Here is a 14,168-nt window from a genome sequence, read left to right as displayed (position 1 = left end):
CCCGGGGGACGGGCTCAGCCGCGCTCGGCGACGCTCAGCCGGGCGAGCGCGTGCGGCTGGACCAGTCCCGGGAGGATCAGTGTCCAGAGGTCGGCCATCCGCTGGATCAGGTCCCGCCGCTCGGCCAGCACCTGGGAGCTCAGCTGGATCCCGGTCACCGCGCCGGTGATCACCCCGGCGGCGGCGGCCAGGTCGACCCCCGGGTGGAGGTCCCCGGCCTCCCGGGCGCGCTCCAGCAGCGCCCGGACGAGGTCCATCCAGCCCTGGTAGGCGGCGATCTGCGGCTGGGTGAAGCTGCCGTGCTCGATCGTCAGCCGGATGCTGCCGCGCACAAGCGGGTCCTCCTGGAGTGCGCGGGCGAACGCGTACCCGAGGTCGATCAGGGTCTGCACCGGGCTGTCCGAGGAGGGCTCCCAGGAGGCGATCCAGGCGCCCTGGCCCTCGATCACGGCGAGCGCCAGCTCCTCCTTGGAGTGGAAGTGGAAGTACAGCGCGCCCTTGGTGACGCCGGCCCGGTCCAGGATCTCGGACATCGTGGCGGCGGCGTAGCCCCGCTCGTCGAACACCTCGGCCGCCGCGAGGAGTACCGCCTGGCGGGTCGCCAGCGCGCGGGCCTGCCTGGCCATCGCAGCCTCCCTGGAAAGTTCTCTACCTCGGCAGCCGTCGATCCTAAGGGGGCCGACGGGGCGACGGGCGCGAAACCGTCCGGTAGGTATCCTACCGAGCCGCTCCGGGCCCGGTCGGTCGGCCACGAACGGCGGCTGCCCGCTCCCGGGAACGGCGCGGGAACGGCGCGGGAACGGCGCGGGAACGGCGCGGGAACGGCGCGGCGGGCCCCGCCGGACAGCCCGACGGCCGGTCACCCGAAGGGGGTGACCGGCCGTCGGGGCCTGTCTCTCGGGCCCGGTGACCCGGAGCCGTCAGGCGGCCTGCTGCCAGCTGACCGGCGAGTAGTACGCCGGGCGGCGCTCCAGGCGCTGCCAGCTGGCGATCGGCTCGATCTGCGCGGTGGCGGCGGCCTGCTGCGCGATGGCGGCGCGAGCCGCCAGGACGGCGGTGAGGGCGGCGAGTTCCTCGTCGGAGAGGCTGCCGCGGACGATGCGGACGAGGGGTTCGGCGGAAGCGGTCATGTCCTGGTTTCTCCCCCGGTTGCTGTGGTGTGTGGTGCTGGTGGTGGTGCCTGGTGGTGCCTGGTGGTGCCTGGTGGTGCCCGGTGCGGTCCGCTGTGGCGAACCGCGCCGCTACATCGGCGGGTTGCCGTGCTTGCGGCTGGGCAGGTCGGCGTGCTTGGTACGGAGCATCGCCAGGGCGGAGGCGATCACCTGGCGGGTTTCGGCCGGGTCGATGACGTCGTCCACGAGGCCGCGCTCGGCCGCGTAGTACGGGTGCATCAGCTCGTTCTTGTATTCCTTGATCTTCTGGGCGCGCATGGCGTCCGGGTCCTCGGCGCCGTTGATCTCGCGGCGGAAGATGACGTTGGCGGCGCCCTCGGCACCCATCACCGCGATCTCGTTGGTGGGCCAGGCGTAGGACAGGTCCGCACCGATGGAGCGGGAGTCCATGACGATGTAGGCGCCGCCGTAGGCCTTGCGCAGGATCAGCGAGATGCGCGGCACGGTGGCGTTGCAGTACGCGTACAGCAGCTTGGCGCCGTGCCGGATGATGCCGCCGTGCTCCTGGTCGACGCCGGGCAGGAAGCCGGGCACGTCCAGCAGGGTGACCAGCGGGATGTTGAAGGCGTCGCACATCTGGACGAAGCGCGCGGCCTTCTCGCTGGCGTTGATGTCCAGCACGCCGGCCAGCGACTGCGGCTGGTTGGCGATGATGCCGGTGACGTGGCCGTCGACCCGCGCCAGCACGCACAGCACGTTGGTGGCCCAGCGCTCGTGGACCTCCAGGTACTCGCCGTGGTCGACGATCTCCTCGATGACCTTGCGCATGTCGTACGGGCGGTTGCCGTCGGCGGGCACCAGGTCCAGCAGGCTGTCGTTGCGGCGTTCGACCGGGTCCTCGCTGACCACGGACGGCGGCATCTCGCGGTTGTTCTGCGGCAGCAGCGACAGGAGGTAGCGGACCTCCTCGATGCAGGACTGCTCGTCGTCGTAGACGAAGTGCGAGACGCCCGAGACACCGGCGTGCACGTCGGCGCCGCCCAGCCCGTTCTGGCTGATCTTCTCGCCGGTGACGGCCTGGACCACGTCCGGGCCGGTGATGAACATCTGCGAGGTCTCGCGGACCATGAAGACGAAGTCGGTCAGCGCGGGGGAGTACGCGGCGCCGCCGGCGCACGGGCCGAGCATCACCGAGATCTGCGGGATGACGCCGGAGGCCTTGGTGTTGCGCTGGAAGATGCCGCCGTAGCCGGCCAGGGCGGTGACGCCCTCCTGGATGCGGGCGCCGGCGCCGTCGTTCAGCGAGACCAGCGGGGCGCCGGCCGCGATGGCCATGTCCATGATCTTGTGGATCTTCTGGGCGTGGGCCTCGCCCAGCGCTCCGCCGAAGATCCGGAAGTCGTGCGCGTAGGTGAAGACGGTGCGCCCGTGCACGGTGCCCCAGCCGACGATCACGCCGTCGGTGTGCGGCTTCTTGGCCTCCAGGCCGAAGCCCTGGGCGCGGTGCCGGCGCAGCGGCTCGACCTCGCGGAAGGAGCCCTCGTCCAGCAGCAGCTCGATGCGCTCGCGGGCGGTCAGCTTGCCCTTCGCGTGCTGGGCCTCCGTGGCCTTCTCGCTCGGGCCGCGACGCACCTTCTCGCGGAGCTCGTGGAGCTCGGCGACCCGCCCCTTGGCGTCGACCGGGACCTCGGGGACCTCGCCGCCGACCGGCGCCTCATGCACAACCGTCATCTCGAACCACTCCAAGGGTGAGGGAACTGTCCGACAGCCAACGTCTGCTGTGCCCCCAGCTGCGAATCAACTTCTTCACTTATGACTGTACGAGGGGCCGTGCGCTGGTTTCGGCGTCGATTCCGTACAAGGTCGAGTTCGTTTAGCTGTCAGGCCTGTACAGAAGCGGTCGGTTCGAAGACGGTGCGCTCGGTGTCCGTTCGAATACTGGGAGTTGTCGGGCAGATGATGGTCCGATGATCTGAGCATGAAGAAAAGCGCAGGTCAGGGCCGTCTCGCAGCACTGTAGGGCGGCCGTCTAGGGTGCGGCTCAAGCTCCGCTCAATCCCGGCGCCGGGAAGGCCCCGATTCGTGCCAGTGGGTTCGCAGTCGTAGGGAAGCGCCAAAAACGCCACAGCCCACCCGAGCTTGCCCGGGTGGGCTGTCCGGGGGAGCGGCCGAACCGCTCCGATCAGCTCTTTCGCCCGTCCTCGGGCTCGTCGCCGCGGCGCAGCTCCTGCTCCCGGCGGCGCAGATCGGCCTCCCACCGCCGGAGCATGTCCTCGTGGTCCTTGTCGCCCTTCTGCAACGACCCGCCCTTCCCGGGCGACTTCCCCGCCGACTCTGCCTCCGGCGACTCGTTCCCCGGCGACTCGTTCCCCGGCGACTCGTTCCCCAGCGAGGCCAGGAACTCCGGATCGTCGTCCGGCGCCACCTGCCGCCCGCCGCGCGGGGCGCCGAACCCCGGCCGGCCGTCGGAGGCCGGCCGCCCCGGGTGCCCGTCCGGCGCGCCGGCCCGCAGGAAGCCGCGCTGCTTGCCGGCCACCAGCCAGGCGATCGGGCCGAGCGGCGGGAAGAGCAGCACGATGATCAGCCAGATCGGCTTCGGCAGGTGCTTCACCTCGCCCTCGGGCGTGACCAGGCAGTCGATGAACGCCCAGACCCACAGCGCGAGCGGAAGGACGATGGTCAGAAGAATCCTCAGCACGGCTGTGATCTCCCCCAGCGAGGGCGGTGGCGGCGGGCGCCTGCCGGGGCCCTTGACGCAAGCCAGGCTATCGGGTGGCGGATACTGACAGGCATGGCATACGACGATCTCCGCTCGTTTCTCCGGGCCCTCGACCGCGAGGGCGACCTCAAGCGCATCAAGGCGGAGGTGGACCCCCACCTGGAGATCGGCGAGATCGTCGATCGGGTACAGAAGGCCAAGGGCCCGGCGCTGCTGTTCGAGAACGTCAAGGGCTCGTCGATGCCGCTCGCGATGAACGTCTTCGGCACCGAGCGGCGGCTCGCCAAGTCGCTCGGCCTCAAGGGCCCGGAGGACATCTCGGAGAAGATCGCCGGTCTGCTCAAGCCCGAACTGCCGCAGGGCTTCACCGGGTTCCGGGACGCCTTCGGCAAGCTCGCCTCGATGGCGCACGTCCCGCCCCGGAACGTGAAGTCGGGCGACGCCCCCGTCCAGGAGGTCGTGCTCACCGGTGACGACGTCAACCTGGACGAGCTGCCCGCGCTGTTCACCTGGCCGCTGGACGGCGGCTCCTTCTTCAACCTGGGCCTGACCCACACCAAGGACCCGGACACCGGCGTCCGCAACCTCGGCCTGTACCGGCTCCAGCGGCACGACCGCCGCACCATCGGGATGCACTGGCAGATCCACAAGGACAGCCGCAACCACTACGCCGTCGCGGCCAAGCGCGGTGAGCGCCTCCCGGTCGCGATCGCCTTCGGCTGCCCGCCGGCCGTCACCTACGCGGCCACCGCTCCGCTGCCCGGCGACATCGACGAGTACCTGTTCGCCGGCTTCGTCGCGGGCGAGCGGGTCCGGATGGTCGACTGCAAGACCGTCCCGCTGCAGGTCCCGGCCGACGCCGAGGTGGTCCTGGAGGGCTGGCTGGAGCCCGGTGAGATGCTCCCCGAGGGCCCGTTCGGCGACCACACCGGCTTCTACACCCCGCAGGAGCCGTTCCCGGCGCTGACGATCGACTGCGTGACGATGCGCCGCCGTCCGATCCTGCAGTCCATCGTGGTCGGCCGCCCGCCGACGGAGGACGGCCCGCTGGGCAAGTTCACCGAGCGGTTCTTCCTGCCGCTGCTGAAGATCATCATCCCGGACATCGTCGACTACGACCTGCCCGAGGCCGGCGGCTTCCACAACTGCGTGATCGTCTCGATCGACAAGAAGTACCCCAAGCACGCCCAGAAGACGATGCACGCGATCTGGGGCGCCCACATGATGTCGCTCACCAAGCTGATCATCGTGGTGGACTCCGACTGCGACGTCCACGACTACCAGGAAGTCGCCTGGCGGGCCTTCGGGAACGTCGACTACAGCCGCGACCTCACCGTGGTCGAAGGCCCGGTCGACCACCTCGACCATGCCTCCTACCAGCAGTTCTGGGGCGGCAAGGCGGGCATCGACGCCACCCGCAAGCTGCCCGAGGAGGGCTACACCCGGGACGGCGGCTGGCCGGAGATGGTGTCCTCGGACCCGGCGACCGCCGCGCTGGTGTCCCGTCGTTGGAAGGAATACGGGCTGTGAGCACGGCCGCGGTCGAGACCCCGGGGCGCACCAGGGCGTTCCTGCGCCTGGTGATGATCGAGCACTCGGTCTTCGCCCTGCCCTTCGCCTACATCGCCGCGCTGACCGCCATGTTCCTGGCGGACAAGCGGGTGCACTGGGGCCAGTTGTTCGTCGTCACCGTCTGCATGGTCGGCCTGCGCACCTTCGCGATGGCCGCCAACCGGATCATCGACCGCGAGATCGACGCCCGGAACCCGCGCACCGCCGGCCGCGAACTCGTCACCGGCGCCGTCTCGTTGAGGACGGCGTACGTCGGCTCGGCGGTCGCCCTGGTGGTGTTCCTCGGCGCGGCCGCGATGCTCAACCCGCTCTGCCTGTCCCTCGCGCCGGTGGCCGTGGTGCCGATGGTCGTCTACCCGTACGGCAAGCGGTTCACCAACTTCCCGCAGGCGATCCTGGGCCTGGCCCAGGCGATGGGCCCGGTGGGCGCCTGGCTCGCGGTGTCCGGCAGCTGGTCCTGGGAGGCCGTGGTCCTCGGCGTCGCGGTCGGCATCTGGATCGGCGGTTTCGACCTGATCTACGCCTGCCAGGACGTCGAGTCCGACCGGGAGCACGGGGTCGGTTCGCCGCCGGCCCGGTTCGGCGTGCCGGCCGCCATTTGGGGCGCCCGGGTCTGCCACCTGTTGACGACGCTGCTGCTCGGCTGGTTCGCGGTGCTCACCGACGCCGGCCCGGCGTTCTGGACCGGCCTGGTCGTCGTCGCGGGTGCCTTCGTCTACGAGCACACCATCGTGAAGCCGAACGACCTGTCGAAGCTCAACCGGGCGTTCTTCCAGACGAACAGCTTCGTCGGGGTCTCGCTGTTCTTCTTCGCCCTGGTGGACCTGGTCATCCGCGGCCTCGGGGTCTGACCGCCGCCGTTCCGGTGAGCCCCCGGGGCCCGACCGCCCCCGGGGCCCACCGGAACGGCGGCGCGTGCTCCACGGCGCCCCCGGTGCGGGTCAGTTGTGCAGGAAGGCCTCCAGTGACGAGGCCAGTGCCACCGGCGTCTCGTACATCGGGTAGTGCCCGCTGCCGTCGATCTCCTCCAACTCGGCGTTGGGGTAGTGCTCCAGCCAGGTCCCCCGCATCACCTCGGCGGTCAGGGCGAGGTCGTGGGCGCCGACGATGACCTTGACCGGGACGGGGTTCCCGCTGATCCGGCGCTCCAGGTCGGCGGTCGTCCAGTCCCGGACGTAACCGTCGAAGGCCTCGGCGGTGGACAGCCGCAGGGACTGGTCGACCATCCGGTCCAGCCAGATCCGGCCGGCCCGCTGCCCGGTGACCAGGTCGAGGATCGCGTACCGCTTCTCCCGGTCCCCGGCGGCGCCGTAGAACAGCGCCTCGCCGGCCTCGTCCAGCGGGTACGCCCCGGCGGGCACCGGCGCCAGGCCGACCAGCTTGCGCACCCGCAACGGGGCCTCGGCCAGGAGCTGCTGGGCCGCCTTGCCGCCCATCGAGTGGCCGACCACGGAGAAGCGGTCCCAGCCGAGTTGGTCGGCGAGGGCGAGCGCGTCGGCGGCGATCTCGGCCAGGGTGTACGCGCCGGTCACGTCCTTGCGTTCGCCGTAGCCGCGGTAGTCGAGGAAGGCGTAGCTGAAGGCCCGGCCGTCGAGGTAGTCGAGGAAGGGGCCCCAGCCCGCGCTGGTGCCGAACCAGTCGTGCAGGACGAGGACGTGGTGGTCGCCGGTGCCGGTGACGCGGTGAGGGATCGTCATGCCGGGGGTCGTTCCCCGGAAACCACCCGTCCGAACGGCCGGTCCGGGCACCGGCCTTCGCGGTGCGGTGCGGCGCCTCGGCGCCGCGCCGGGCGGCACCGCGGTGGCCGGGCCGGTTCAGCCCGCCGGACGCCGGGCGAAGGCCGGGGCGTGCTCCGGGCGGGGGCCGTGGGCGATCAGCCGGGAGATGCCGAGCCGGACGGCGGGCACCCGGCGGGACAGGGTGGCGAGGGCGGTGGGCGGTCCGGAGCGGCGGCCGGTCAGCACCGGGGTGAACATCACGCCGTGCAGGACCCGCTGGAACCGCTGCATGACCACAGTCGGCCACCAGCGGCGCCGCTGCACCCGGGCCAGCGCGGCGACGGTCGGCCGGCCGCGGCGCAGCGGTTCGGCGAGCAGGGTGGCGGCGGCGACGGCGTCCTGGATGGCGAGGTTGATGCCGACCCCGCCGGCCGGGGACATCGCGTGGGCGGCGTCGCCGATCAGCAGTAAGCCGTCGATGTACCAGCGGTCGAGCCGGTTGAGCTTGACGTCGAGCAGGTGGACGTCGTCCATGGCCGTCAACTGGTCGACCCGGTCGGCGTACTGCGGCAGGATCCGGGCGATCCGGGCGCGGAAGCCCTCGACGCCCTCGGCGCGCAGCCGGGCGTCGGCGCCCTTGGCGTTGAAGTAGGCGATCTGGAAGTACTGGTCGCGGGTGATGCTGAGCGCCATCTCGCCGTCGCCGAAGCCGGGGACCAGGCTGGGCGGGGTGGCCTGCTCGTGGGCGTGCCGGGGGAGCCGGAACCACCAGACGTCGAAGGGCACCGGGTACTCCTCCGGCACCAGTCCGGCCTCCCTGCGCAGGGTGGAGTGCCGACCGTCCGCGGCGACGGTGAGCGCGGCGCGCAGCTCGCCCTCCTCGCCGTCCCGGGTGCGGTAGCGGACCCCGACCACCCGGCCGCCCTCGCGGAGCAGCCCGGTCGCCTCGGTGTTCATCCGCACGCTGAAGCCGGGTTCCCGCCGGGCCTCCTCGACCAGGAAGTTGAGCAGGTCCCACTGCGGCATCATCGCGATGTAGTTGTACGGCGCGGGCAGCCGGTCGTAGGCGCTCAGCGTGACGTCGCCGACGCCGGGCACCGGCACGACCAGGTTGCCGAGCCGGCTCTGCGGCAGGGCGGCGAACTTGCGGCCGAGGCCGAGCTCGTCCATCAGCCGCACGGTGGACGCGTGGACGGTGTCACCGCGGAAGTCGCGCAGGAAGTCGCCGTGCTTCTCCAGCACGGTCACCTCGACCCCCGCGCGGGCCAGCATCAGGCCCAGCATCATTCCGGCCGGTCCGCCCCCGGAGACGATCACGCTCATGGCTCTCCCCTTCGTTCCTTCGCCACTCGTGCTTGGAACTTGCATATAGAGCGTCTCTGGAACCGTCTCAGGTGTCAAGTAGTACGATGTCTCACATGAACGATCTGGTGGCCGCCGCCCTCGCGGCGGCGAAGGAACGGGGGCAGGACGTCGCGGACGTCCCACTGACGGCGATCGCCTCGGCGGCCGGCATCTCGCGCAGCACCCTGCTGCGCCGGCTCGGCGGCTCCCGCGCCCCGCTGGACGAGGCCGTCCGGCGCACCGGCGTCGACCCGGGCGGACGGCCGCCGGTGCGGGAGCGGGCGATCGAGGCGGCGGCCCGACTGGTCGCCGAACGCGGACTGGCCGGGGTGACCCTGGACGCCGTGGCCGACCGGGCCGGGTGCTCACTGCCCAGCCTGCACACCGTCTTCGAGGGGCGGGACGGCCTGTTCGCCGCCGTCTTCCTCCAGTACGGCCCGCTGCCGGACCTGGAAGCGCTCGCCGCGGACCCGCCGGGGAGCCTGGAGGACACCGTCCGGGCGATCCACCACACCTTCGCAGCGGCCTTCGACAACGAGCCGCGGGTCGTCCCGGCGGTCTTCGCCGACCTCTTCGGCCGCCCGGACGGCCCCGCCGCCCGGATGATGGCGGCCCACCTGCCGCGGATGTTCGACGGCCTCGCCAGTCTGCTGCTGCCGCACGTCGAGGCGGGCCGGCTGCGGCCGCTGCCGCTCCCGGTGCTGGTCCAGCTGCTGCTCGGCCCGCTGGTCAACCACGTACTGATGAGACCGGTGCTGGAGCCCGCCTTCGGCGCCGCACTGCCACCGCTGGAGGATGTGCTGGACCTGTTCGCCGAGGCCTACCTCCGGGCCGTCACCCTGCCCGGCCCCGGCCCCGAGGGCCCCGGAGATGACTCGTGATCGGCAAGCTGCAGTGCCTGGTCCTCGACTGCCCGGACCCGGCGGGCCATCCCTTCTGCCCGGTCCGCGGCTAGGACGCGTCGAGCCCCGGCTCCCGGACGGTGCCGGGAGCCGGGGCTCGGGTGCTCAGCGGAGCGAAGGTGTCAGGCGCTGCGGCGGCGGCGCGAGAAGAACACCGCGCCGATGCCGCTGACGAGCAGGCCCGCGGCGGCCGCCAGGCCCGGCAGCACGCCCTCCGAACCGGTGTGGGCGAGGGAGCCGCCCACCGGCTGGGCGGTGTCGATGGTGCCGTCGGTGGTGCCGGTGGTGCCGGTGGTGCCGGAGTCGGTGGTGGAGAAACCAGCCTTGACGGCGGAGCCGGCCGCCGCCGCGGTGGTCAGGTCGACCTGGAAGCCCTGCGGGCCGACGTACGCGTCCATGGCCGGGCCGCCCTCGGCGAGGATGACGCCCGCGTTGACCGGGGTCTTGCCGACCGTGGCACCGGTGGTGAAGGCCAGCCGGACGTGCTTGGTGACGGAGGCGTTGGCCGCCAGGTTCTTGTCCGCGGTGAGGTGGTACTTCACCGGGCCGCCCGACTGGGGGCTCGGGGTGCCGGTGACGTCCTCCCAGCCGCCGTCGGCCTTCTGCACCTGGAGGGTGCTGTGCTGGTCGGCCAGCAGCACGGGGGAGAGGTTGTCGTACTCCGACGCGCTGGAGTTGTTCACGGTGACGTCGAACTCGACCGGGGCGCCGCCGATGACGGCGGTCGTCGGCGCGTTCTTGACCTGCACGTCGAGGGCCTTCAGCGCGACGTCCTTGGTGTTCTCGGAGACGACGGTGTGCCCGGCGTCCACGATCGCGGAGTGGAGCTTGATGGTCCCGCCGGTGGCGGCCCAGTCGTTGTTGACCGGGGTGGCCAGGCGCAGCTGGACGGTCTTGGTGGCACCGGCGGCGACGGTCACGCCCGGGATCTCACCGGCGAAGTCGAAGGTCTTGTCGACCTGGCTGAAGTTCAGCGTGACGGGCTTCCAGGTGCCGTCGGCGTCGCGGTACTCCAGGGTGATGCGGTCCTTCGAGCGGGCGCCCGGGTTGCTGGCGTCCAGCTTCAGCGTGAACGAGGCGTCGGTGCCGCCCGGGTTGGTGACGGTCTCGGTGAACTCGACCGGCTTGCCGCCGTTGCCGACCGACGCCGGCTCCTGCACCGACAGGGTCGGGCCGGAGGTGAGGTTGACCTGGATGAACTGGGGGCCGACGGTCTCCTCGCCGTCACCCTGGTGGAGCACCGCCCACGGGTGGATGTAGTTCACGCCGACCGGGGCGTCGGCGGTGTAGGCCAGGCGGACGTGCTTGCTGAAGGTCTCGTTGGGCGCCATCTCCTGGTCGTCCGCGAGGAAGTAGTCGACCCGGCCCGACGCGTGGGGAAGGGCGACGGGGGTGATGTTCTGCCAGCTGCCGTCGGCCTTCCGGACCTGGAGGGTGCTGTGCTGGTCGGTCTCCACGATCTTGGAGACGTTGGTGTAGCGGGAGGCGCTGGCGTTGTTGATGACGACGTCGAACTCGACCGGCGCACCGCCGACGACGGCGGTGGTCGGCGCGTTCTTGACCTGCAGGCCGATGGCCTTGGCGGCGACCTGGTCGGTGCTCTCGGCGAGGACGCCGCCGCTGGTCGCGTCGAGGACGGCGGAGCTGAGCGTGACGGTCGAGTCCCGGTTGGACCAGTAGGCGGCGAGCTCGGTGGTGAGGCGCAGCTGGACGGTCTTGGCGGCGCCGGCGGCGACGGTCAGGCCGGGGACCGTGCCGGTGACGGGCTTCCAGGTGCCGTCCGCGTCGCGGTAGTCGACCTTGATGGCGTTCGCCGAGACGGGGCCCGCGCCGCTGGTGCCGATCCGCAGCTGGTACGAGGCCTCGGTGGTGCCGGGGTTGGTGATGGTCTCGGTGAACTCGACCGGCTGGCCGCCGCGGCCGACCGTCGCCGGCGCGTCGACCCGCAGCGACGGCTTGTCGGCGGTGGCCTTGGCGGTCGGCTCGGCGGTCGGGGCGGTGGCGGCGGTCGGGGCGGCGGTGGCGGCGGCCGGGGCGTCGGCGGCATAGGCGGCCGGGGAGGCCACCACGGCGCCGGTGGCGAGCAGCACGCCGAGGGTGGCGGCGGTGAGGACGGCGGAGCGGGAACGACGTGCACGCACAATGGACATTCTGAATACCCCCCAGGGTGTTGCACCGGCGGCGACGTGCCGCTGGCGGATCAGCGCGGTAGTGGTCGGACCCGAGGTCCGGGGTGGTGTTCCCGGTGTGGCCTGCGGTCCGCTCCGGCGGGTTTCCCCCGCCGCTCACTCACATAGACGCGTCGGGCCCGCAGGGGTTGCAGCTCGGTTCGAAGTTTTTTCCGGAAATCTTTGAGAAGCCCCTGACCTGCGGTTTTCCATTCGAAGGCGGTGCGCCCCGATCCGGCGGCGGGTCGTCTCAGTCCAGTACCAGCCGGTCGCCCAGCCGTAGCCGTCCCGGGGCGGCGACCTCGGCGAGGGCGTCGAGGCGGCCGTCGTGGGCGTGCACGATCGCCTTGAGGATCTCGGGTGCGTGCGGCAGGCCCGGCTGGGGGGCGCCGGACATCGCGCAGCGTTCGCTGGAGGTGACGAAGGCGAGCCGGGCGCTGTCCGTCGTCTCGCCGTGGGCCCGGCGGCCGAGCCAGGTGTCCTCGACGAAGGGCGGGGTGCCGGGTGGGGTGCGCAGCACGATGTTGGGGCGGAAGCGGCGTTCGTCGACCACGGCGGAGGGGACGGCCTCGCGGACCCAGTCCAGGGTGGCGGTGGTGAGCACGCTGACCGGCAGCCGGTCGAAGTGCGGGACGGCGTCCTCGCGGGCGAGTTCGACGTCGTCGCGCTGGAGGTAGGCGCGCAGGAAGGCGGTGGGGTGGTCGACCGGGCGGCCGAGCGGGTCGAACAGCTCGGGGCCGTCGATCCGGTGGCCGAGGCGGGCGGAGAGCCGGAGCAGGCCGTCCATCCGGCGGAAGCGGCGGGTGTTCTTGCCGGAGCCGAGCCTTCCGGAGGCGTCGCGGACGGCGTAGAGGCGGTCGCCGGCCAGGCCGCGGAGGTCCACGTCGACGGAGTCGAGCCGCTCGCCGCCGGTGGACTTCACGGGGTAGCGCCAGAGTCGCTCGACCACTCCGATGATCTCAGCCATGGCCGGACAGCCTAGTGGCGCCACCGGAGTTGGTCTAGACCAAGTGCGGGCCTGTGGAGTCCACCGGCCCCGGCCCCGCCCCGGCTCGCCCCCGGCCGGTCAGCCCAGTCGGGCCACCGCCCGCACCGGAGCCCCGTCCGCCGCCACCAGCCGCAGCGGGAACAGCGAGACCTCCACCGGCCGACCGGCCTCCTGGGCCGCCAGCAGCGCCCGCAGGTCGGTCAGGTTCTCGGCGATCACCCCGCCGCCGCTCGCCCCCAGCAGCACCCGGTGGGCGGCCAGCGTCGACTCCTCGGCCGGGTCGGGCCCGTCGTGCTCGTCGGTGAGGTCGGCGAGCAGCGCGGCCACCGCCGGGTCCTCCGGCCCCGGGTCGGGGGTGGGGTCCACGCTCAGCGCGTCCACGCCGACCGTGCGCACCCCGGCGGCCACGATCGCCTCGGCGGCGGCCGCGGTCAGGCTGGGGTGGGCCAGGTAGGCGTCGGTGCCCCAGTGCCGGGCCCAGCCGGTGGCCAGCAGCAGGACGGTGCCCTCGCCGCAGCGCTCCAGCGCGGGCGTCAGCAGCTCGGGGGTGACGGCCGTCCGGGGCTCCAGTCCGCGCAGGTCGGCGACCACGGCCGGGCCGGTGAACCGCTCCAGCGGCAGCCCGTCCAGGGTCGGCCAGGTGACGTCCACGTGGTACGGCGCGTCCACGTGCGTTCCGGACTGGGAGCCGAGGTGCAGGGCCAGCACGTTCACCCCGGCGGTGGCGGTGGTGAGCGCGGGCTCCAGCAGGACGGCCGGATCGCCGGGGTAGACCGGCATCGCGGTGGTCACCTGATGGGTGAGGTCGACGAGGGTCGCTGCCATGCGCCCATCCTCCCAGGGGGTGCGCCCTCCCGGACCCGGTCCTGCCGTGCCCGGGGCGAATCCGCAGGTGGGGCCGGGACAGAATTGACCCATGGGAACTGCGAAGCGTCAGCCGTGGGTGGTCGGGGTCTCGGGAGCGTCGGGGACGCCGTACGCGGCCTCGGTGATCCGGGCGCTGCTCGCCGCCGGTGAGGCGGTGGACCTGATCGTCAGCCGGGCCGCCCGGCTCACCATCCTGGACGAGACCGGCATCTCCTTCCGGGACGCCCACTGGCGCACCGATCTCGCGCGGTGGCTGGGGTCGGCGGAGGGCCTGGCCGACGTCCGCTACTGGTCCGCCGGGGACTTCGCGGCCGGCCCGTCCAGCGGCTCGTACCCCGCCAAGGGCATGCTGGTGGTGCCCGCGACCACCGGCGCGGTGGCCGGGATCGCGCTCGGCCTGAGCAAGGACCTGTTGCAGCGGGTGGCCAGCGTCACCCTCAAGGAGCGCCGTCCGCTGGTCGTCTGCGTGCGCGAGACACCACTCAACGGGGTGACGTTGAAGCACCTGCTGGAGCTCGACGCGCAGGGCGCCGTCGTGCTGCCCGCCTCGCCCGGTTTCTATGCCGGCGGCTCCACCGTGCGCGAACTCGTGGATTTCGTGGCCGGCCGGGTGCTGGACGCGGTCGACGTGCCGCATTCCCTGTACCTGCGCTGGGAGGGCGAGTTGGGCGCGGCGGCCCGCAAACCGGGCGACGCGGAGGCCGCTCGGGCTGAGGGGGAGTAAGGAGACCGAGGGCGGGAGAGTATCTTCTCTGCGATATCCGGGTCGGTCAGCGCA

13 protein-coding genes are annotated in these 14,168 nt (G+C 72.2%); 4 read left to right on the top strand and 9 right to left on the bottom strand.

The window, feature by feature from the left end; all coding sequences use genetic code 11:
• Nucleotides 1-14: 14 nt before the first annotated feature.
• From ACZ47G_RS01525 to ACZ47G_RS01510, 4 genes are all read right to left on the bottom strand, one after another.
• The gene (locus ACZ47G_RS01525; protein WP_465739421.1) at nucleotides 15-626 is read right to left on the bottom strand and encodes a ScbR family autoregulator-binding transcription factor; all 612 of its coding nucleotides are present in this window, start codon (nucleotides 624-626) and stop codon (nucleotides 15-17) included.
• A gap of 294 nt (nucleotides 627-920) precedes the next feature.
• Entirely contained in the window at nucleotides 921-1,130 is a 210-nt protein-coding gene (locus ACZ47G_RS01520; RefSeq protein ID WP_465739420.1) for an acyl-CoA carboxylase epsilon subunit, read from the bottom strand.
• A 111-nt stretch (nucleotides 1,131-1,241) separates the two neighbouring features.
• Entirely contained in the window at nucleotides 1,242-2,843 is a 1,602-nt protein-coding gene (locus ACZ47G_RS01515) for an acyl-CoA carboxylase subunit beta (RefSeq protein WP_465739419.1), read from the bottom strand.
• Nucleotides 2,844-3,294: 451 nt separating this feature from the next.
• Nucleotides 3,295-3,810 carry a PLD nuclease N-terminal domain-containing protein gene (locus ACZ47G_RS01510; protein ID WP_465739418.1) on the bottom strand — a complete coding sequence of 172 codons (516 nt, stop codon included), beginning with the start codon at nucleotides 3,808-3,810 and terminating at the stop codon, nucleotides 3,295-3,297.
• Nucleotides 3,811-3,903: 93 nt separating this feature from the next.
• Between ACZ47G_RS01510 and ACZ47G_RS01505 the strand changes: the two genes are divergently transcribed.
• Nucleotides 3,904-5,361 carry a menaquinone biosynthesis decarboxylase gene (locus ACZ47G_RS01505; RefSeq protein ID WP_465739417.1) on the top strand — a complete coding sequence of 486 codons (1,458 nt, stop codon included), beginning with the start codon at nucleotides 3,904-3,906 and terminating at the stop codon, nucleotides 5,359-5,361.
• Nucleotides 5,349-6,254, top strand: coding sequence for a menaquinone biosynthesis prenyltransferase MqnP (mqnP, locus tag ACZ47G_RS01500; RefSeq protein WP_465740012.1), 906 nt, complete (start codon nucleotides 5,349-5,351; stop codon nucleotides 6,252-6,254). Before ACZ47G_RS01505 ends, mqnP begins: the two co-directional genes overlap by 13 nt.
• A 90-nt stretch (nucleotides 6,255-6,344) precedes the next feature.
• Here the strand turns inward: mqnP and ACZ47G_RS01495 are convergent, their stop codons facing one another.
• Together ACZ47G_RS01495 and ACZ47G_RS01490 are read right to left on the bottom strand one after the other, a co-directional pair.
• Nucleotides 6,345-7,100 carry an alpha/beta fold hydrolase gene (locus tag ACZ47G_RS01495; RefSeq protein WP_465739415.1) on the bottom strand — a complete coding sequence of 252 codons (756 nt, stop codon included), beginning with the start codon at nucleotides 7,098-7,100 and terminating at the stop codon, nucleotides 6,345-6,347.
• 117 nt (nucleotides 7,101-7,217) lie between these two features.
• On the bottom strand, nucleotides 7,218-8,444 hold the full coding sequence (locus tag ACZ47G_RS01490; protein WP_465739414.1) for an FAD-dependent oxidoreductase: 1,227 nt from the start codon (nucleotides 8,442-8,444) through the stop codon (nucleotides 7,218-7,220).
• 95 nt (nucleotides 8,445-8,539) lie between these two features.
• Here ACZ47G_RS01490 and ACZ47G_RS01485 point away from each other — a divergent pair, with 95 nt between their 5' ends.
• Nucleotides 8,540-9,346, top strand: a complete 807-nt coding sequence (locus ACZ47G_RS01485; RefSeq protein WP_465739413.1) for a TetR/AcrR family transcriptional regulator — start codon at nucleotides 8,540-8,542, stop codon at nucleotides 9,344-9,346.
• Nucleotides 9,347-9,489: 143 nt separating this feature from the next.
• Here ACZ47G_RS01485 and ACZ47G_RS01480 read toward each other — a convergent pair whose 3' ends face one another.
• From ACZ47G_RS01480 to ACZ47G_RS01470, 3 genes are all read right to left on the bottom strand, one after another.
• The gene (locus ACZ47G_RS01480) at nucleotides 9,490-11,508 is read right to left on the bottom strand and encodes an LPXTG cell wall anchor domain-containing protein (protein ID WP_465739412.1); all 2,019 of its coding nucleotides are present in this window, start codon (nucleotides 11,506-11,508) and stop codon (nucleotides 9,490-9,492) included.
• Nucleotides 11,509-11,785: 277 nt separating this feature from the next.
• Nucleotides 11,786-12,502 carry an MOSC domain-containing protein gene (locus ACZ47G_RS01475; protein ID WP_465739411.1) on the bottom strand — a complete coding sequence of 239 codons (717 nt, stop codon included), beginning with the start codon at nucleotides 12,500-12,502 and terminating at the stop codon, nucleotides 11,786-11,788.
• Nucleotides 12,503-12,601: 99 nt separating this feature from the next.
• A complete protein-coding gene (locus ACZ47G_RS01470; protein WP_465739410.1) occupies nucleotides 12,602-13,348 on the bottom strand; it encodes a cyclase family protein in 747 nt (248 codons plus the stop codon).
• 91 nt (nucleotides 13,349-13,439) lie between these two features.
• Here ACZ47G_RS01470 and ACZ47G_RS01465 point away from each other — a divergent pair, with 91 nt between their 5' ends.
• Nucleotides 13,440-14,114, top strand: a complete 675-nt coding sequence (locus tag ACZ47G_RS01465; RefSeq protein WP_465739409.1) for a UbiX family flavin prenyltransferase — start codon at nucleotides 13,440-13,442, stop codon at nucleotides 14,112-14,114.
• Nucleotides 14,115-14,168 lie beyond the last annotated feature (54 nt).

It is taken from the genome of Kitasatospora sp. NPDC030952 (genome assembly GCF_055571335.1).
This window is presented reverse-complemented; position numbering and strand designations above follow the sequence as displayed.